Genomic DNA, 18,151 nt, shown 5'->3' with positions numbered 1-18,151 from the left:
ATGATCCGGAAAAGTGCGAAGCGGTTTTCCCTCGCGACAAACGCCAAAGGCGTTTGCGCGGAGATCATGCTCAAACAAAGAGCTGACGTGCGATGACCTGACCTTGAATCGACCAGGCTCCGCTTCATCTCGCGGCGAGCGGCGCTTGCACGATTTCGGAATATTAGAAATATACCCCTGAGTTGCCCGACGTGTCAAGTTGCCCTGTCGAACGCCCGCAGCGGCCGGCTCCTTTGCATGGGGTTGTTTTCGATATTTTGGCAGCGCGCACCTGCGGCGGCTAACCGGCCGCTCGGGGCAGCGAGCCGTTGGCCGTGATCTCGGCCGAGAGCTCCTCGATGGTCTTGCGCTGCTCCATCGCGGCGCGCCGGATCAGCGCGAAGGCGGCCGGCTCGGCCAGCGCATGGGTGTGCATGATCTGCAGGACCGCGGCGAGCACGACGCGGCGCGATCGAAGCCGCTGTTCGAGTTTGACGACCTGCTGCTTGAGCTCGTTGGTGCGCTCGCGGCGTTCGAAGGCCAGCACGAGCGCGGCATAGATCCCGGCCGAGCGCAGCGGCTTGACCAGGAACGAGGCCGGATCGAGGTCGAGCACCAGCTTCAGGCGGCTCGGCGTCTCGGTGCCGAGCAGGGCGATGACCGGGCTTCGTCCAAGCGAGGCGCGCTGCGCCGGTGAGGTGAGCGGCAGGAACTCGTCGTCGATCAATGTCACGTCCGGCCGGCAGTCGATATCGGCGCCGGGCTCCCATGTGACGATGTCGATCCCGAGACGCTCGAACTGGCGCCTGACGATCGTGGCGTCGCGCTCGTCCTTGATGGCGACGAGCGCCTTGCGTCCGCGCAGCGAAAACGACGACGGCTTGCTCATTTCACCACCCGCAAATGCGGCGCATTCGGCAGCGTTCCGTCCCTTGCAGGGCTGGCGGCGATGTCGAGCTGCGTCAGATAGGGATCCGGCTTAACTGGAGCTTCAGCTTCCCAGAAGATGTCGAACTGTCCATCGGCGTTGGAGACGGCGAGCCGCGGCGTCAGGACGCAGTGGTTGTTGCTGCCGTCGATCCAGACCGGACCTTGCGGCGAGTTGTAGCGATGGCCGGCCGCGGCGCGCCGCACCTCGCCGATGTCGGATGTGCCGGCGCGTTGCAGCGCCCGGGCCAGCAGATAGACCGCGACATAGGCGGATTGCCCGTCCACGGACGGGCTAGAGTGCTCGCCGTGACGCGCCTTCCAGCGCGCGACGAAGGCCTGGTTTTCGGGCAGGCGGATGCTCTCGAAATAGGCCGACGACGTGATGCAGCCGGCCGATGCGGGGCCTGCGATCTTCAGCTCCGGCTCGCACAGGCTGCAGCTCAGCATCGGGATGTCGAGACCGGCCGCAAGGGTCGCCGCATGGAAGGCGCGGATGAAATCATAGCTCGAGCTGCCGACCAGCGTGTTGAAGACGACCGGGGGCCGGCGCCGCACGATCTCGTCGACGATGTGCGTGACCGCGCTCTCACCGAGTTCAAGCAGGCGTTCCGCGAGGATCTTTCCCCGCGCCGCCGTCACCAGCTCGCGGGTGACGCGATTGGTTTCCCAGGTCCAGACATAGTTGGAGCCGACACAGAAGATCTCGCGCGACAGATTGTCGAGCACATAACGCACCAGCGGCAGCACGTTGTGATTGGGCGAGGCGCCGACATAGATCACGTTGTCGGAACATTCGAACCCCTCGTAGCGCGCCGGATACCAGAGCAGGCGATCGGTGCGTTCGACGATCGGCAGCACCTGCTTGCGCGAGGCCGAAGTGTAGCAGCCGATGATGTGCTCGACCCCGACATTGCGAATGAGGTCGTCGCAGACCGTATGGTATTCCGAAATGATGCCGCGGGGATCGCGGACATGCGCCGATATCGCGAAGTCGAACTCGTCCTGCTCGTTGATCTCGTCGACCGCCATCATGGCGCTCTTCAGGATCTCGCGCCCCATGGCCTGATAGGGCCCGTGCTGCGAGCAGATAATGCCAACGGGAATGGACGGCTTTGTCATCGACGACTTTCAGTGCAACTTGCGAAGGAAATCATCTTCGCAGAGGTCGGTGCAAGAGGTCATGCCGTTTTGCTGCGCATGCACCTTGCGAAATTTGTGCAGCCAGCCTCGTTGACAACGCGCTGCACACCTCCTTAGAATTTTCTCCTACAGGGCTTCCTGTCGAACCTTGCGTGCGTCGATCTGGCCGATGACGTCCCGATCGCCGCGCAGAGTGCTCCGTTCGATCACGGTCCCTTGCGATAGATCATAGCCGCGGCATTTGGGCCATTCGTCACCTTCGTTTCGGAGGGGCGGGTGGCTTTTTGCTTTTGCCGCCAAACAAATTGGCGACACGTCCGTGTCGCCAAGCCGGAGGCGTATGCGCGGTGATGGGCAGTGCTGCGCTTGCGTCGTGCCAAATGCGGTGCCAAGTGCGGGGATGAGAAACGATGCCGACGACGGATCTTCACTATCTCGGACTGATTGAGATCGGACAGCAAGTCCAGGCCAGGAAGCTCTCGCCGGTCGAGGTGACCAAGGCGATGCTCGGGCGGATCGAGCAACTCGACGGCAAGCTCAAGAGCTACGCTCATGTGATGGGCGAGGCAGCGCTTGCCGATGCTGCAGCAGCCGAGAAGGAGATCTCGTCCGGCAAGATCAAGGGGCCGCTGCACGGCGTGCCGATCGCGGTGAAGGATCTGTGCTGGGCCAAGGGCGCGCCGGCGGCACACGGTATGACCATTCACCGCGACTTTCGGCCGAACGAGGACGCCACGGTCGTCGCGCGGCTGAAGAATGCCGGCGCGATCATTCTCGGCAAGTTGCAGCAGACCGAGGGCGCCTATGCGGACCATCACCCGAAGATCGATCCGCCGAAGAATCCCTGGAATGCCGATCTGTGGTCCGGCGCGTCCTCGAGCGGTTCCGGCGTCGCCACCGCCGCGGGGCTTTGCTTCGGTTCGCTTGGAACCGATACCGGTGGGTCGATCCGCTTTCCGTCGGCAGCCAACGGCATCACCGGACTAAAGCCGACCTGGGGCCGTGTCAGCCGTTACGGCGCGTTCGAACTCGCAGCCACGCTTGACCATATCGGTCCGATGGCGCGCAACGCAGCGGATTGCGGCGCGATGCTCGCCGTGATCGCGGGGCAGGATCCTAAGGACACCACCTCCGTGCCGCTGCCCGTGCCGGACTATCTCGCAGGCCTGACGGGGGATTTGCGCGGCGTGTCGATCGGGGTCGATCGGCGCTGGACCAGCGAGGGCACCGACGAGGCTGCGGGCAAGGTGCTCAGCGAAGGCCTGCGCGTCGCGGCCGACCTCGGCGCCAAGATCAAGGAGATCACGTTCCCCGATCCGAAGGCCGTCATCGAGGATTGGTTCCCGCTGTGCGGCATCGAAGTGGCCGTTGCCCACGAGGAGACCTATCCCGCGCGCAAGGACGAATACGGTCCGGCGCTTGCTGGCCTGCTCGATCTCGGCCGGGCGCAATCCGGCATGGACTATCAGAAGATCGTGCTGCGGCGCGAGGCGTTCCGCGGCGCGGTGCGGATGCTGTTCGAGACGGTCGATCTGATCGCGGTTCCAGCGCAGGCATTCGCTGCGCCGACATTGGCCAAGATGGCGGCGCTCGGTGAAGACCCGTCGCTGATCACCGGGCTGCTGCGCTTCACCTGTCCGTTCGACATGACCGGCAGCCCGACCGTGACGCTTCCCGGCGGCTTCGCGCCGAACGGCGGCCCGGTCGCCTTCCAGTTCGTCGGCCGTCACTTCGACGAAGCAAGCCTCGTCCGTGCGGGCGATGCCTTCCAGCGCGTCACCGACTGGCACAAGCGCCATCCCGCGATCTGAGCCTAAGGAGCCGTTCGCATGACCGAAGATTGGTTGAAGAATTCCATCATGGCCAAGCGCGCTGTCGCCAAGGGCGCGACCGGCACGACCCATAGTCTGACGATCGAGCAGCAGGGCGGCTTCCACTACGTCTATGGACCCTATGCCAAGCCGACTTTGTCGATCGACCCCGGCGGAGTGGTCGTCGTCGAGACCGAAGACGCCTTCGGCGGCGTGCTGACCAGCGAAAGCGACAGCCCTACGGCGAAGCTGAATTTCCCTTACCTGAACCCGCAATGCGGGCCGATCGCGGTGAAGGGCGCCAAGAAGGGCGATTGCCTCGCGGTCTATATCCGCGACGTCGAGACCCGCGGCGCGCAGCCGGCCGGCACCACCTGCATCATTCCGGAGTTCGGTGGTCTGGTCGGCACCGCATCGACGGCACTGCTCAATCCGCCGCTGCCCGAACGGGTCAAGAAGCTGCATGTCGACCGCAACGGCGTGCGCTGGAACGACAAGATCACGCTGCCCTATGAGCCGTTCATCGGCACGATCGGCGTGTCGCCCGAGATCGAGGCGATCTCCTCGCTGCAACCCGACTATCACGGCGGCAACATGGACCTGCCCGACGTCGCACCCGGCGCAATCATCTATTTTCCGGTGCATGCCGAAGGCGGGCTGCTCTATGTCGGCGATTGCCACGCGACGCAAGGCGACGGCGAGCTCTCAGGCGTCGCACTCGAACAGCGCGCGACCGTGACGCTGCAGATCGACCTGATCAAGAACTGGAGCTTTGCCTGGCCGCGGCTGGAGACGCGCGACTTCATCATGACGATCGGCAGTGCGCGTCCGCTCGAGGACGCAGCGCGGATCGCCTATCGCGAGCTGGTGCGCTGGATGAGCGCCGATTACGGCTTCGATGAAATCGACGCCTACATGCTGCTCAGCCAGGCCGGCCGCATGCGGCTCGGCAACATGGTCGACCCCAAATATACGATGGGGGCGTCGATCCTGAAGAATTACCTCAAGGCGTGACTTCCAACATCATTCAACGACAGGAAACATCGCGATGAATTCGGGGCGAATAGTCGGAATGGCTTTGCTTGGTGCAATGCTTGGGACCGCGGCGATTGGTGCCACTCGGGCGGCAGAACCGCCGCTGAAGGTCGGCTTGCTGGAGGACGTCTCCGGCGACCTCGCCTTCATGGGCATGCCGAAGCTGCACGGATCGCAGTTGGCGGTCGAGGAGATCAACAAGAGCGGCGGCATCCTCGGCCGGCAGATCGAGCTGATCCACCTTGATCCGCAGGGCGACAACGCCCGCTATCAGGAGTTCGGCCGCCGGCTGCTCAATCGCGACAAGGTCGACGTGCTGATCGGCGGCATCACCTCGGCCTCGCGCGAGGCGTTGCGTCCGATCGTCGATCGAACCACCACGCCGTACTTCTATACGAACCAGTATGAAGGCGGCGTCTGCGACGCCAGCATGGTCAGCATGGGCGCGGTGCCGGAGCAGCAGTTCTCCACCCTGATCCCTTGGATGGTCGAGAAGTTCGGCAAGAAGGTCTACGTGATCGCGGCCGATTACAATTTCGGCCAGATCTCCGCGGAGTGGAACCGGAAGATCATGAAGGACCTCGGCGGCGAGGTCGTGGGCGAGGAGTTCATCCCGCTCGGCGTCTCGCAATTCGCGCAGACGATCCAGAACATCCAGAAGGCGAAGCCGGACTGGCTGCTGACGATCAACGTCGGCGCCGCGCAGGACTCGTTCTTCGAGCAGGCGGCCGCGGCCAATCTCAACCTGCCGATGGGGTCCTCGATCAAGATCATGCTCGGCTTCGAGCACAAGCGCTTCAAGCCGCCGGCGCTCAACAACATGCATGCGACCGCGAACTGGTTCGAGGAGATCGACACCCCCGAAGCCAACGACTTCAAAAAGCGCTGGCACGCCAAGTTCCCCGATGAGCTCTACATCAACGACATGGGCTACAACGCTTATAACGCGCTCTACATGTACAAAGCGCTGGTCGAGAAGGCGAAGTCGACCAAGCTCGAAGATATGCGCAAGGTGATCGCGTCCGGCGATGCCTGCATCGACGCTCCCGAAGGCAAGGTCTGCATCGATCCGAAGAGCCAGCATACGTCGCACCGCATGCGCTTGATCTCGGTCGGGCCCAAGCATGAGGTGACCGTCGAGAAGGACTACGGAACGATCCAGCCGTATTGGTTGGGCGAGATCGGCTGCGATCTCACCAAGAAGAACGACAAGGATCAGTACACGCCGAGTCATCTTCCCAGCAAATCGTGATGCGGCGGGCACGAATCTTGCTCGTGTTGATCACGACTTCGAACCGAGACGGCGCCGCAATGATGCGGCGTCGTGATCACGGAGAGCGGAATGTCGGCTGAACTCTTCTCGGTATTCTATCAGTTCGCCGACGTCTTCGCGTTCCTGATCTTGTCCGCGGCGGGGCTTGCCATCGTGTTCGGCATGATGGGCGTCATCAACATGGCGCATGGCGAGTTCATCATGTGCGGGGCCTACGTCACCGTCGGCCTCGTAAATCTGGGTGTGCCGCTCCCGATCGCCCAGATCCTGGCCGCGCTGACCGCGGGGATCATCGGCATGATCGTCGAGTTTCTGATCGTGCGGCGCTTCTACAAGCGTCCGCTCGACTCGCTGCTTGCCACCTGGGGCCTCAGCCTGATCGTGACCCAGTCGATGCTGCTGATCGTCGGCTCCGCCGTGCGCGGGATCGGTACGCCCGAGGGAAGCTTCGCGATCGGCGGCTACACGTTCTCGACCTACCGCCTGGTGCTGTTCTTCTGTGCAGTGGCCGTGCTGGCGGGGCTCTACATCATCTTCATGAAGACGCGCTTTGGCGTGATCGCACGGGCGACGATGCAGAACGCCGCGATGGCGAAGGCGCTCGGCGCGCGCACGGGACGGATCTATTCCATCAGCTTCGGGATCGGCACCGCGCTCGCGGGACTCTGCGGCGCGCTCTATGCGCCGACCATGACGCTGATCCCGACGATGGGGGCAACCTTCGTGGTCGAGAGCTTTGTCACCGTGGTGATCGGCGGCGCCAACGTCCTGCTCGGGACTGCGCCGGCCGCGGTGTTCCTGGCGATGATCCGGATGGCGCTGAATGCGAGCTACGGCCAGATCATCGGCCAGATCGGCATGCTGTTTGCTGTGATCCTGATCATACGTGTGCTGCCTGAAGGGCTATCCAGCGTGCTGGTGCGTCGTGGGCGCTAGACGGGAATTTCTGATGTTGAAGCTGCTCGACGGTCCACAAACGCTCGGACGTGGAAGGATCTTCTGGTCCGGCTTCCTTGCCGTACTGGCGGGCGCGCTGATCTATCCGTTGTTTGCCGATTCCTATGACGTCGGCAATTTCGCCTACTTCCTGATCTGGATCTTCATGGCGCTCGGGCTCTGCCTGATGTGGGGTTATGGCGGCATGCTGTCGTTCGGCCAGACCTTCTTCTTCGGCATTGCCGGCTATGGTTACGGCGTGCTCGCCATCAACATGGGCGGAGGCACGGCGACGATCGCGGCGCTCGTCCTCTCGGTAGTCATCGCGATGATCGCGGCCGGGATCCTCGGCTACTTCATGATCTGGGGCGGCATCAGTGGGATCTTCTTCGGCATCGTGACGCTCTCGGCGACGCTGGTGCTTGCCTTCTTCCTTGGACAGACCGCGGGACCCGAATGGCATATCGGTCCGGCGCGGCTGAACGGCTTCAACGGCATGAAGGGAATGGACCCGCTCACCGTCGGCGACTTCGACATCGAGGGATCGGCGCTCTATTACGTCATGATCGCGTTGATCGTTGTCGTCTACATCGCGCTGCGCATGCTGATGAACTCGAGCGTCGGCAACGTGATCGTGGCGACGCGGGAAAATCCGCAGCGCGCCGAGATGCTCGGCTACGACGTCCGCAAGTATCAGCTCCTGACCTTCGTGATCGGCAGCGGCCTCGCGGGCCTCAGCGGCGCGCTGTACACATCGTGGGGGCAGTTCATCACGCCGTCCAGTATCGGCCTGCCGGCGGCGGCGATGCCGATCGTGTGGGTCGCGTTCTCCGGCCGCAACGATCTCACCGCGACCCTGGTCGGCTCGTTCCTGCTGCTGTTCGGCTTCCAGACCATCACGGTCTACAGCCAGCAGGCGGCGCTGGTGCTGATGGGAGCGTTGCTGCTCGCGACCGTGATGCTGGCGCCGCAGGGATTTGTGCTGGGGATCGGCAAACTCGTTGTCGGTTGGTGGGGCAGGCGTCGACGGCGCGACGAGGCAGCTGCGTTGGCCGACACGGCCCGTCTGCAATCGGATGAGACTTGATCCATGGCACTGGTCGATGTGAAGGGTGTCTCGAAGCGCTTCGGTGGATTGACCGCGGTCTCCGACGTCGACCTGACGGTCAATGCCGGCGAGGTCCACTGCCTGATCGGGCCCAACGGCGCAGGCAAGAGCACGCTGTTCAAGCTGATCGTCGGGCTCTATCCGCCGACCAAGGGCAGCATTTTTTTCGACTCCGTCGATATCACCGCCGAGCGGCCCTACGCGCGGGTGCAGCGTGGCATGAGCATCAAGATGCAGGCGCCGAGCGTGTTCAAGGAATTGCCGGTACGGCAGAATATCCAGATCGCTCTCCAGGAGCGGCTTTCGGGCGCCGAGCGCATGGAGGAAGAGGATCGGCTGCTGGCGCTGCTCGATCTGGCCGACGACAGCGGCAAGCTCGCCGGCGCGCTGTCGCACGGCCAGCAGCAATGGCTCGAGATCGGGATGGCGCTGGCATTGCAGCCGCAACTCCTGCTGCTGGACGAGCCGACCGCCGGCATGTCGCCGGAGGAGACCCACAAGACCGGCGAACTGATCAAATCGTTCAATGCCGGGGGCATGACCGTGCTGGTGGTCGAGCATGACATGGCGTTCGTGCGTCAGGTCGCGCAACGCGTCACCGTTCTGCATCTTGGCAAGATCTTCGCACGCGGCAGCCTCGAGGCCATCCTGGCAGACGAGAAGGTCGCGGAAATCTATCTGGGTAAGACCCATGCCCACTGATCGCATTCTGGATGTTTCGGGGCTTTGGGCGGGCTACGGCGCGACGCCGATCCTGCAGGGCGTCAGCATGCAGGTCTCGCGCGGCGAGATCGTCGGCGTAATCGGCCGCAACGGCGTCGGCAAGTCGACGCTGATGCGTTGCCTGATGGGCCTGCTGCAGAGCTGGCGCGGCACCATCGCCTTCATGGACCAGGACGTCACGCAGCTCGAGGCCGACGCGCGGGCGCGCGCCGGCTTCGGCTACATCCCACAGGGCCGTGACGTATTTCCGCAGATGACCGTCGAGGAGAATTTGCAGGTCGGCGAGCTGATCGGCGGCCCGGACGGAAAGAAGCTGCCGGAACTCGTCTACGCGTATTTTCCGCGTCTGAAGGAGCGCCGGCGGCAGATCGCGGGCACTATGTCGGGCGGCGAGCAGCAGCAGCTTGCGATCGGCCGCGCACTGATCGGCAATCCGTCCTTGATGATCCTCGACGAGCCGTCCGAGGGCATCCAGCCCTCGATCGTGCAGCACATCTGCGACGCACTGAAATCGTTCCGTACGGAGCTTGGGACGACCATCATTATCGTCGAGCAGAATCTCGACACCATCCTCGCTGTCGCGCAGCGCTGCTACATCATGGAGAAGGGCAAGATCACGCGGTCGCTGGCCGGTGAGGAGGTCAACGAGGACAATGTTCGTGCGCAGCTGCTGCTCTAATTGGCTGCGCCGCGTGGTGAATAACGGTTGTCATAATCGACAATAACGGAGGGAATGGACATGGATCTGGGACTCAAGGGAGCAAAGGTTCTCGTCACCGGCAGCACCAAGGGCATCGGCAGGGCAATCGCCGACACGTTCGCCGCCGAGGGTGCCAATGTCGGCATCTGCGCGCGCAACCAGGCGGATGTCGAGAGCGTCGTTGCCGCGATCAAGGCCAAGGGCGTTGCGGCGTTCGGTAGCGCGGTCGACGTTTCGAACGGACCGGCGCTGAAGGCCTGGGTCGCCGACATGGCGTCCAAGCTCGGCGGCATCGATATCGTGGTTGCCAATGTCAGTGCGCTCTCGATCGGGCAGGACGAGGAGAGCTGGGAGAAGGAATTCTCCACCGACATGATGGGCACGGTGCGGCTCGTCAACGCCGCGATGCCCCATCTCGAGAAGAGCAAGGCGGCAGCGATCGTCACCATCTCCAGCGTGTCGGGCCGCGAGGTCGATTTTGCCAGCGGTCCGTATGGGACGTTCAAGGCCGCGATCATCCACTATACGCAGGGGCTTGCCTACCAGCTCGCCGCCAAGGGCATTCGGGCCAATTCGGTGTCGCCGGGCAATACCTATTTCGAGGGCGGCGTCTGGAACATGATCAAGGACGGCAATCCCGAACTGTACAAGTCCGCGCTGGCACTCAACCCGACCGGCCGCATGGGCACGCCGCAGGAGATGGCGAATGCCGCGGTGTTCCTTGCGAGTAGGGCGGCGAGCTTCATCACGGGGACCAACCTCGTGGTGGACGGCGCGTTGACGCGCGGCGTCCAGTTCTAGGCGCAGCACGCCGTCAGTACAGGTGATGAGACCGCCGCCCGGAGCGGCGGTCCGGGCAGGCATTTTCCGAAAACAGCAGGGCGTCAGATGTCAGCGGATCCATTGCACTACAAGTCGATCACCGAGGTCTCCGGGCTCATCCGCCGCGGCGAGGCGAAGTCGTCGGAGATCACGGAGGCGATCCTCGGCCGGATCGCCAAGCTGGATGGGCAGTTTCACGGCTACGCGCACGTCCTTGCGGAGCGCGCCATGGCCCAGGCGAAACAGCGCGATGCGGAGATCGCCAGGGGTATCTGGCGCGGCCCGCTGCACGGCGTTCCAATCGCCCTGAAGGATCTCTGCTACACGACGTTTGCGCCGACCACGGGCGGCACCACGATCCACGCGACGTTCGTGCCGTCCTTCAACGCCACGATCGTGGACCGGCTCGAAGTCGCCGGCGCGGTGACACTCGGCAAGCTCAAGATGACGGAGGGCGCCTACACGAGCCACCATCCGGCCGTCGAGGCCCCGCTCAATCCGTGGAACGTGAATTATTGGGTCGGCTCGTCATCGAGCGGATCTGGCGTCGCGACCGCGGCGGGGCTCTGTTACGGCTCGATCGGCAGCGACACCGGCGGCTCGATCAGGTTTCCGTCGGCGACCTGCGGCCTGACCGGGATCAAGCCGACCTGGGGCCGGGTCAGCCGGCACGGCATCTTCCCATTGGCTGACTCGCTCGATCACGTCGGGCCGATGTGCCGCAGCGCTGCCGACGCCGCGGCGATGCTGGGCGTCATCGCCGGTGCCGATGCCAACGATCCGACCGCGTTGCGGGCGGTAGTGCCGAACTATCTCGCCGGGGCAGGCGAGGGCATCAGGGGCCTGCGGATCGGCGTCGATCGCAGGTATACCCAGGAGGGAATCGACCGGCAGGTCGTGACCGCCCTGGTGCAAGCCGAGCGCACGCTCGCCGATCTCGGCGCCGACATCCGCGAAGTGCATGTCCCGCCCTACCAGAAGCTCGTCAGCCAGTGGATCGCGATGTGCTCGGTGGAGACGGCGGAGGCGCATCTGGACACTTACCCGTCGCGGAAGTCGGAATACGGACCGGACCTCGCCCAGTTGATCGAGCAGGGCAGGGCGATGAGCGGCGTCGACATTGCCGCGATCCATCACGAGCGGCTGAAGTTCAGCGGCAGCCTTGCTGCGATGTTCGAGGATATCGATCTGCTCTTGATCCCAACGATGCCGGTGCCGATCCCGACGCTGACCAAGATGAGCGAGTACGGGGCCGACCCCAACGTGCTCTTGAGCATTCTGCGCTTCACCGCGGTGTTCGACTTCTCAGGCAGTCCGACCATCACGCTGCCGATGGGCATGGCCTCGGACCAGATGCCGCTCAGCATGCAACTGGTCGGCCCGCATCTGTCCGAGGACGTGCTGGTCCGTGCCGGCGCCGCGTTCCAGTCGGTGACCGACTGGCATACGCGGCGGCCTCCTGTCGAATGAGGTCTCCGTCGACCGGTCAGGCCTTGCCGGCAAGCCTGGCTGCGATCGCGCGATAGCCGCGCATCCACATGTGGTCGAGATCGAGGTCCATCGGCAGCGGCTGCGAGGACACGCGCGCGATCACGGTCTCGTTGGCCGGATCGATGTAGATCCACTGGCCGTGGATGCCGACGGCGGCAAACGGCGTTTCGCCGCGGTCGAGCGTGTACCACTTGTTGCGGTAATTGCCGTTCGGAAACACCTTGGTCAGGTCGCCGCGCGACCACGCCTCGGCATTGCCGTTCTGCCTGATGTCGTCGACCCACCAGCCTGGGACGACCTGCCGTCCGTTGCTGATGCCTTGATTGCGCATCATCTCGCCGAAGCGGACGAGGTCGCGCAGTGTCGCGCAGACGCCGCCGGCGACACGCGCCGCGCCGCGCGAATCGACGGTGATGTAGGCGTCGTGCTCGGCGCCCATCGGCTGCCACAGATAGTGCGAGAGGATCTTCGCATAGGACATGCCGCAGGCGCGCTCATAGACCCAGCCGAGCACGTCGGTGTTGGTCGAGACGTAGTGGAAGGTCTCGCCATGCGGCGCGCCGTTCGGCCGCAGCGTGCGCAGATAGTCGCGCAGATTGCTCGGCGGAATCGCCGGATCCGGCGGCTCCCAGCCGGTCGAGCGGCGGTAGTTGATGATGTCGCCGTCGCGCGCCATGTAGTCTTCGTCGAAGCGGATGCCGACGCTCATGTCGAGCAGGTGGCGCACCGTGCAGCTGCCGCCATAGACCGATCCCTCCATCTCCGGGATGTAGCGCGTCACCGGCGCGTCGGGATCGAGCTTGCCGCGATCGGCCAGGATGCCGCCAAGCGTTCCGGCGACCGACTTGCTGACGGAGAAGATCAGGTGCGGCGTATCCGGTGCCAGACCGTGGGCATACCATTCGAACGCGATCTGGCCGCGATGCGACACCACGATGCCGTCGGTGTGGCTGGCGCGCAGTGCCTGGCCGACGCCGACCGTCTCGCCGCGCGGATCGGCGAAGCTGACGTCGTCGAGATAGCGCGGCGCAAACGACAGCGGCGCCGGCGCCGATGCGCGTGCGATGTTCGCAGTGGGCAGCAGCTCGCGGACATTGCGGAATGCCCACTCGTTGAAGGGATGCTGACGCCAGTTGGCGAGCGTGACTTGTTCGTCGGCCGCCGACGGGAAGGCGGCCATGATGCGACGCGAATTCATTCTTGATCCAATGATGACATGGGGAGGTGCGAAAGTTCCGCATGGGTCGCGCCGTCCGCAATCAACCGGATGGTGGAGGGGGGCCTGAGGTTACTCCGGCGTAACTGTTGCCAGGATGTGCGCTTGGCCCGCAAATTGCTTGACTACGCCCTGCGTCTGCCCCAGCGTGCCAGGTATGCGACGCACAGACGTTCGCCATCGGGAAACATCGGGAGGTAGGTCATGATTGCGCTTCTGGGCCGACCGGATCCGGCAACCACGCAGGCCATTCAGTTCGCGCGCGGGATTCTCGAGGGTTCCGCGACCGCGTTCTACGAGGTCGACGGCAATCTGACCCTCAACCGCTTCGTGCTCTCCAGCAACGTCCCGCCGAGTTTCCACGACCAGTATCTTGCCGGCATGAACCGGCTCGATCCGCTGCATCCGCGCTCGGCGAGCAACCGGTCGATTGCCCGGCTGAGCACAGCGCTCGCCCAATGCGCGTCCCAGGAGGCGGCGACCTACCGCGCCTTCGCGGGCCAATGCGGCGTCGCCGACATGATCGAGTTCTTTTTCCGCCGCAACGACCGGATCGTCGCCGGCATGAGCGTGCTCTGGGCGCCGGGCTGCGCGATCCCCGAAGGCAGCATGCACATCGCCGAGAAGATCCACGACTATCTCGAGTTCAACCTGACCAGCCGCCTGTCGTCGAATCCCGACGAGCCGGCGCGCTACGGCCTGACCTCGCGCGAGATGGAGGTGGTCGAGCTGTTGTGCTGCGGCCGCACCAACCGCGAGATCGGCGAATGCCTGAACATCGGCCTCGCGACGGTGAAGACGCACCTGATTCATATCTTCGAGAAGCTCGGCGTCGAGACGCGGTCGGCCGTGGTGGCGATGATGTCGCGGCCGCACTGAGTGGCGTGAAGCCGCGGCTCTCTCCACATGTCGTCCCTGCGAAAGCAGGGACCCATACTCCGTGGCGGCGATGTGATCGGGACTCGTCGTTCCGCCGTCGCGCATCAATCTGCATTTGTGGTTATGGGTCCCTGCTTTCGCAGGGACGACAGGGGCACGCTCGCAAAGCTCGTTCGGTGTCATCACCCGCGAAAGCGAAAGCGGGTGATCCGGTATTCCAGAGACAGTCGTTATTGAACCGATGGGCCGCGGCGTACTGGATCGCCCGGTCGAGCCGGGCGATGACACGGGAGAGTGGGTGAGTGCACAAATCTTTTCCCGGGCGTCGTCGCTGCGAAAGCAGGGACCCATACTGCGGCACAGTTCCTTCCGGGCGGCAAGGTGCCTGACATTGGCGACATCCGCACCCAACCTGCGCTCGGCCGCACCCTGCGCCGGATCGCACGGCACGGGCGCGAGGCTTTTTACACGGGCGAGGCTGCCGATGAGATGGTGAGCATCTTGCGCGGGCTGGGCGGCGCCCACAGCACCGACGATTTTGCCGCGCACAGCTCGGATTATGTGTGCAGCCGATCTCGGCGCAATACCATGATCACGACGTGGTCGAGTGTCCGCCGAACGGGCAGGGCCTGGCCGCGCTGATGACCCTGCGCACGCTGGCCGGCTACGACGTCGGTTCACTCGCGCAGGCCGATCGCATCCATCTGCTCGCCGAAGCGACCAAGGCCGCTTACCGCGCCCGCGATGCCTTCTCCTGCGATCCGGCGACCAGCAAGGTCGATCCGGCCGCCTTCCTGGCCGACGACTATATCGGAAGGATCCGCAGCAAGATCGACATGGGCCGCGCGTCCGCGCCCGCGACCTGGGACGATATCGAGCACCGCGACACCGTCTATGTCACGGTGGTCGACCGCGACCTCAATGCGGGCGGCAGCGGAGGCACCGCGCTCCTTTGCCTTCGACGGCGCGTTGTCGCTGGAGACGACGATATCGCCTGATATCCGCGACGAGCTGCGCGCCCGCGGTCACGCGGCCCGCTTCTCCGAGGAGCCGATCGGCGGCTGCCAGGCGATCCGCATCGACCATGCGCGCGGCGTTCTGCTCGGCGCCTCCGACCACCGCAAGGACGGCCTGGCGCTGCGGTTTTAAGCTGCTGCCGCTTGCCCGCATTGCGGGAGGCAACGGAGCATCCACCGGACGGTGGATTGTTCCAAATGCCGACATGCCGAACGTTTGGCGCCATGCTGGTGTCGTGCGCGGTTCGGCCGCTGTGCACCGCACAGCGAGCGCTCCAGGCTCTCCCAATCGAGAAGTTGATCCGCATGAACAGGACATTCGCCGACACGGTCTTCCGCAACGGCCGGATCTACACGTCGAACCGCGGGCAGCCCTGGGCGACATCGGCGGCGGTCAAGGCCGGCCGGTTCATCGCCGTCGGCGAGGAGCACGACGTCGCGTCGCTCATCGGCGAGGGGACGGAGACCGTCGATCTCGGCGGGCGGATGGCGATGCCGGGGATCGTCGACATCCACAATCACATCATGATGGGCGGGCAGGCCGATCTCTACGAGCTGCGCTTCTCCAACGCCGACAGCGTGCCGAGGATCGCCGAGACCTTGCACAAGGCGGCCTCGGCGGCTGCGCCGGGCGCCTGGATCGTCGGCGGGCAGTTCGGCAACCATCTGCTGAACGAGATGAACACCGCGGAGTCCTGCGCGCTCCTCGACGCGGCATGCCTCGGGCACCCCGTCGTGCTGCGCGACGACACCTATCACAATCGCTGGGCAAGCTCGGCGGCGCTGCGGGCCGCCGGCGTGCAGGCCGACACCCCTGATCCGACCGACGGCGAGATCGGTCGCGATCTCAAGACCGGGACCTTGACCGGGATCATGATCGAGGCCGCCTCGGGTTTGGTGGAGCGGGCGCTCGCGGCCTCCGGTCACTACACGGCCGAGATGGACCGCGCGGCGGTGGCGCGCTCGATCTCGGTCCTCAATACCTATGGCGTTACCGCCTTCATCGACGCTGCCAGCATGCAGCCGATCATGGCGGCGCTGAAGGGGCTCGACGACCGCGGCGAACTCACCGCCTGGGCGGTCTGCGCGATGCCGGTGGTCGAGCCGGGCTTCATGTTCGGCAAGGCCGGCGAGGAGCTGTTTGCGCTGCGTGAGCAGTATCGCGGCGCCCATGTGAAGCCCGACTATGTGAAGGTGTTCCTCGACGGCGTGCCCGGCGCCAAGACTGCGGCCTTCCATGAGCCTTACGTCGCCGATCCCGTGCGCGGCTGCTGCTTCCGCGGCGCGACCATGCTGACGGTGCCGGACCTGATCCGCTGGCTCGGGCGCTGCGAGAAGCTGGGCCTGGCCGCGAAGATCCATTGCGCCGGCGATGCCGCGGTGACGCAGGCGCTCGATGCCATCGACGTCGTGCGCAGCTTCAACGGGGCGACCCACCTGATTCATCAGATCGCGCATGCGAGCTACATCGCGCCGGATGACATCAAGCGCTTCGCCGAGCTCGGCGTCGCGGCCGACCTGTCGCCGATCATCTGGTATCCGACCATCTTCCTCGAGGCGCACAAGGCCGCGATGGGCGAGGAGCGCGCGCAGCGCTTCTGGCCGAACCGGGATTTGAAGGAGGCGGGCGCGCTGATGGCCGGCGGCTCGGACTGGCCTGTCATTCCGATCCCCGATCCCTGGCAGGGCATCGAGGGCATGGTGACGCGGCAAAATCCGACCGGGGATTTTCCCGGCAAGTCGCTGTGGGCGGAGCAGGCGCTCGACCTTGCGACCGTGATCGACATCTACACCATCGACGCCGCGCGCGCGGCCGGGCTCGGCCAGTCGATCGGCTCGATCGAGGTGGGGAAATCCGCCGACCTGATCGTGCTGGACCAGATGATCTTCGACATCCCGTCGGATCAATTGGCCGACACGCGGGTCGAGATGACTTTCTTCGAGGGTCGCAAGGTCTACCAGCGGGGCGCATGATGGCGGCAGTGGACCAGATCCCGGTCACGGTGTTGACCGGCTTCCTCGGCAGCGGCAAGACCACGGTGCTGAACCATCTGCTGCGCCAGGAGGAGCTCAACGGCGTCGTCGCCATCATCAATGAGTTCGGTGAGGTCGCGCTGGATCACCTGCTGGTCGAGAGCAGCGAGGATCGCCTGGCGCTGCTCGACAATGGCTGCATCTGCTGCTCGGTGCGCGAGGATCTGATCGAGACGCTGGCCGATCTTGCCGCTCGCCGCGCCGCCGGCACGATCCCGCCGTTCCACCGCGTGCTGATCGAGACCACCGGGCTAGCCGATCCCGTGCCGGTACTGCACACGCTGATGACCGCGCCCGATATCCTCAGTCGCTACCGGATCGATGGCGTGGTCGCGACCGTCGATGCCGTCAATGGCGCGCGCACGCTTGCGGCGCATGACGAAGCCGTCAGGCAGGTCGCGGTCGCCGACCGGCTGCTGGTGACCAAGACTGACCTTACCGCTGACGATGTGCTGGCGCGGCTCGATGCGCAGCTGGCAGCGATCAATCCGGTGGCGACGCGCGCGCATGTGCGGAACGGAATGGTCGAACCGGCCAAGGTCCTCGATGCCGGGCTGTTCGATCCGGCGGCGCGGTCCGCCGATGTCGTGCGCTGGTTCGATCTGGCATCGCAGGCGGCGAACGAACCGCACCATCACGAAGATCACCATTGCGATGGCGAGGCGTGCGACCACCACAGTCACCACGCGCACGACACTGACGTATCGTCCTACAGCCTGATCATCGACGAGCCGATCCAGCGCGACGCATTCGCGCGCTGGCTCGACTATGTCGCGGCGCTCAAAGGCGAAGACCTGCTGCGCTTCAAGGCGATCGTGCATGTCGCCGAGCAGCCGGAGGCGCCAATGGTGGTGCACGGCGTGCAGCACGTGTTCCATCCGCCGATCACGCTTGCCGGCTGGCCATCTGCGGACCGCCGCTCGCGTCTCGTCTTCATCGCGCGCGGCATCCCGCGCCAGATCATCGAGAACACCTTGTGCAAATTTGCCGCGGTGAGCCGTGCGGCGATCCAGCGATCCGCGGCCTAGGCGGAATTTACTTCAGACAATTGTTTCAGG

The 18,151-nt window shown here is 64.7% G+C and carries 16 protein-coding genes and 1 pseudogene; 14 read left to right on the top strand and 3 right to left on the bottom strand.

All coding sequences use genetic code 11. From position 1 onward, the window contains the following. Positions 1-280: 280 nt before the first annotated feature. Together QDT69_RS00535 and QDT69_RS00530 are read right to left on the bottom strand one after the other, a co-directional pair. Positions 281-868, bottom strand: coding sequence for an ANTAR domain-containing protein (locus tag QDT69_RS00535; protein WP_279704732.1), 588 nt, complete (start codon positions 866-868; stop codon positions 281-283). Continuing rightward, entirely contained in the window at positions 865-2,028 is a 1,164-nt protein-coding gene (locus tag QDT69_RS00530; RefSeq protein WP_279704731.1) for a transporter substrate-binding domain-containing protein, read from the bottom strand. Before QDT69_RS00530 ends, QDT69_RS00535 begins: the two co-directional genes overlap by 4 nt. A 431-nt stretch (positions 2,029-2,459) precedes the next feature. On the opposite strand from QDT69_RS00530, the gene QDT69_RS00525 reads away from it, so the two are divergent. The 9 genes from QDT69_RS00525 (at position 2,460) to QDT69_RS00485 (ending at position 11,927) form a co-directional block, all read left to right on the top strand. Next, positions 2,460-3,860 (top strand): amidase, encoded by a 1,401-nt coding sequence (locus QDT69_RS00525; RefSeq protein ID WP_279704730.1) that lies wholly within the window; start codon positions 2,460-2,462, stop codon positions 3,858-3,860. A gap of 18 nt (positions 3,861-3,878) precedes the next feature. Beyond that, entirely contained in the window at positions 3,879-4,874 is a 996-nt protein-coding gene (locus QDT69_RS00520) for an acetamidase/formamidase family protein (protein ID WP_279704729.1), read from the top strand. Positions 4,875-4,932: 58 nt separating this feature from the next. After that, entirely contained in the window at positions 4,933-6,147 is a 1,215-nt protein-coding gene (locus QDT69_RS00515; protein WP_279704728.1) for an urea ABC transporter substrate-binding protein, read from the top strand. A gap of 90 nt (positions 6,148-6,237) precedes the next feature. Beyond that, positions 6,238-7,104 carry a branched-chain amino acid ABC transporter permease gene (locus QDT69_RS00510; RefSeq protein WP_279704727.1) on the top strand — a complete coding sequence of 289 codons (867 nt, stop codon included), beginning with the start codon at positions 6,238-6,240 and terminating at the stop codon, positions 7,102-7,104. Positions 7,105-7,117: 13 nt separating this feature from the next. After that, positions 7,118-8,191, top strand: a complete 1,074-nt coding sequence (locus QDT69_RS00505) for a branched-chain amino acid ABC transporter permease (RefSeq protein ID WP_279704726.1) — start codon at positions 7,118-7,120, stop codon at positions 8,189-8,191. 3 nt (positions 8,192-8,194) lie between these two features. Continuing rightward, entirely contained in the window at positions 8,195-8,914 is a 720-nt protein-coding gene (locus QDT69_RS00500; RefSeq protein WP_279704725.1) for an ABC transporter ATP-binding protein, read from the top strand. Continuing rightward, complete coding sequence (locus tag QDT69_RS00495; RefSeq protein ID WP_279704724.1) at positions 8,904-9,614, top strand: ABC transporter ATP-binding protein; 711 nt, start codon at positions 8,904-8,906, stop codon at positions 9,612-9,614. Before QDT69_RS00500 ends, QDT69_RS00495 begins: the two co-directional genes overlap by 11 nt. A 60-nt stretch (positions 9,615-9,674) precedes the next feature. Continuing rightward, positions 9,675-10,436, top strand: coding sequence for an SDR family NAD(P)-dependent oxidoreductase (locus QDT69_RS00490; RefSeq protein WP_279704723.1), 762 nt, complete (start codon positions 9,675-9,677; stop codon positions 10,434-10,436). Between the two features lie 87 nt (positions 10,437-10,523). Then, a complete protein-coding gene (locus QDT69_RS00485; RefSeq protein WP_279704722.1) occupies positions 10,524-11,927 on the top strand; it encodes an amidase in 1,404 nt (467 codons plus the stop codon). Between the two features lie 16 nt (positions 11,928-11,943). Here the strand turns inward: QDT69_RS00485 and QDT69_RS00480 are convergent, their stop codons facing one another. Then, on the bottom strand, positions 11,944-13,146 hold the full coding sequence (locus QDT69_RS00480; protein ID WP_279704721.1) for a serine hydrolase: 1,203 nt from the start codon (positions 13,144-13,146) through the stop codon (positions 11,944-11,946). Between the two features lie 222 nt (positions 13,147-13,368). Between QDT69_RS00480 and QDT69_RS00475 the strand changes: the two genes are divergently transcribed. The 5 genes and pseudogenes from QDT69_RS00475 (at position 13,369) to QDT69_RS00450 (ending at position 18,121) form a co-directional block, all read left to right on the top strand. Next, a complete protein-coding gene (locus QDT69_RS00475; RefSeq protein ID WP_279704720.1) occupies positions 13,369-14,043 on the top strand; it encodes a LuxR C-terminal-related transcriptional regulator in 675 nt (224 codons plus the stop codon). 294 nt (positions 14,044-14,337) lie between these two features. Beyond that, the gene (locus QDT69_RS00470; protein ID WP_347952014.1) at positions 14,338-14,685 is read left to right on the top strand and encodes a gamma-glutamyltransferase; all 348 of its coding nucleotides are present in this window, start codon (positions 14,338-14,340) and stop codon (positions 14,683-14,685) included. Next, a pseudogene (locus tag QDT69_RS00465) lies at positions 14,607-15,192 on the top strand (gamma-glutamyltransferase). The gene QDT69_RS00470 and the pseudogene QDT69_RS00465 overlap by 79 nt, the downstream one beginning before the upstream one ends. A 173-nt stretch (positions 15,193-15,365) precedes the next feature. Next, positions 15,366-17,033, top strand: coding sequence for an amidohydrolase (locus tag QDT69_RS00455; RefSeq protein ID WP_279704716.1), 1,668 nt, complete (start codon positions 15,366-15,368; stop codon positions 17,031-17,033). Then, complete coding sequence (locus QDT69_RS00450; RefSeq protein WP_279704715.1) at positions 17,033-18,121, top strand: GTP-binding protein; 1,089 nt, start codon at positions 17,033-17,035, stop codon at positions 18,119-18,121. Before QDT69_RS00455 ends, QDT69_RS00450 begins: the two co-directional genes overlap by 1 nt. Positions 18,122-18,151: the final 30 nt, after the last annotated feature.

Origin of the sequence: Bradyrhizobium sp. CER78 (assembly GCF_029846235.1) — a bacterium.
In the GTDB taxonomy this organism is placed as follows: domain Bacteria; phylum Pseudomonadota; class Alphaproteobacteria; order Rhizobiales; family Xanthobacteraceae; genus Bradyrhizobium.
The sequence above is the reverse complement of the archived record's forward strand: the minus strand, read 5'-3'. Positions and strand labels throughout refer to the sequence as shown.

Excerpts from the sequence above, each read along its gene's own strand:
- QDT69_RS00480 (WP_279704721.1), bottom strand. The coding sequence starts at position 13,146 with ATGAATTCGCGTCGCATCATGGCCGCCTTCCCGTCGGCGGCCGACGAA.
- QDT69_RS00530 (WP_279704731.1), bottom strand. The coding sequence starts at position 2,028 with ATGACAAAGCCGTCCATTCCCGTTGGCATTATCTGCTCGCAGCACGGG.
- QDT69_RS00450 (WP_279704715.1), top strand. The coding sequence starts at position 17,033 with ATGGCGGCAGTGGACCAGATCCCGGTCACGGTGTTGACCGGCTTCCTC.
- QDT69_RS00485 (WP_279704722.1), top strand. The coding sequence starts at position 10,524 with ATGTCAGCGGATCCATTGCACTACAAGTCGATCACCGAGGTCTCCGGG.
- QDT69_RS00475 (WP_279704720.1), top strand. The coding sequence starts at position 13,369 with ATGATTGCGCTTCTGGGCCGACCGGATCCGGCAACCACGCAGGCCATT.
- QDT69_RS00495 (WP_279704724.1), top strand. The coding sequence starts at position 8,904 with ATGCCCACTGATCGCATTCTGGATGTTTCGGGGCTTTGGGCGGGCTAC.
- QDT69_RS00500 (WP_279704725.1), top strand. The coding sequence starts at position 8,195 with ATGGCACTGGTCGATGTGAAGGGTGTCTCGAAGCGCTTCGGTGGATTG.
- QDT69_RS00515 (WP_279704728.1), top strand. The coding sequence starts at position 4,933 with ATGGCTTTGCTTGGTGCAATGCTTGGGACCGCGGCGATTGGTGCCACT.
- QDT69_RS00525 (WP_279704730.1), top strand. The coding sequence starts at position 2,460 with ATGCCGACGACGGATCTTCACTATCTCGGACTGATTGAGATCGGACAG.
- QDT69_RS00490 (WP_279704723.1), top strand. The coding sequence starts at position 9,675 with ATGGATCTGGGACTCAAGGGAGCAAAGGTTCTCGTCACCGGCAGCACC.
- QDT69_RS00510 (WP_279704727.1), top strand. The coding sequence starts at position 6,238 with ATGTCGGCTGAACTCTTCTCGGTATTCTATCAGTTCGCCGACGTCTTC.
- QDT69_RS00505 (WP_279704726.1), top strand. The coding sequence starts at position 7,118 with ATGTTGAAGCTGCTCGACGGTCCACAAACGCTCGGACGTGGAAGGATC.
- QDT69_RS00455 (WP_279704716.1), top strand. The coding sequence starts at position 15,366 with ATGAACAGGACATTCGCCGACACGGTCTTCCGCAACGGCCGGATCTAC.
- QDT69_RS00535 (WP_279704732.1), bottom strand. The coding sequence starts at position 868 with ATGAGCAAGCCGTCGTCGTTTTCGCTGCGCGGACGCAAGGCGCTCGTC.
- QDT69_RS00520 (WP_279704729.1), top strand. The coding sequence starts at position 3,879 with ATGACCGAAGATTGGTTGAAGAATTCCATCATGGCCAAGCGCGCTGTC.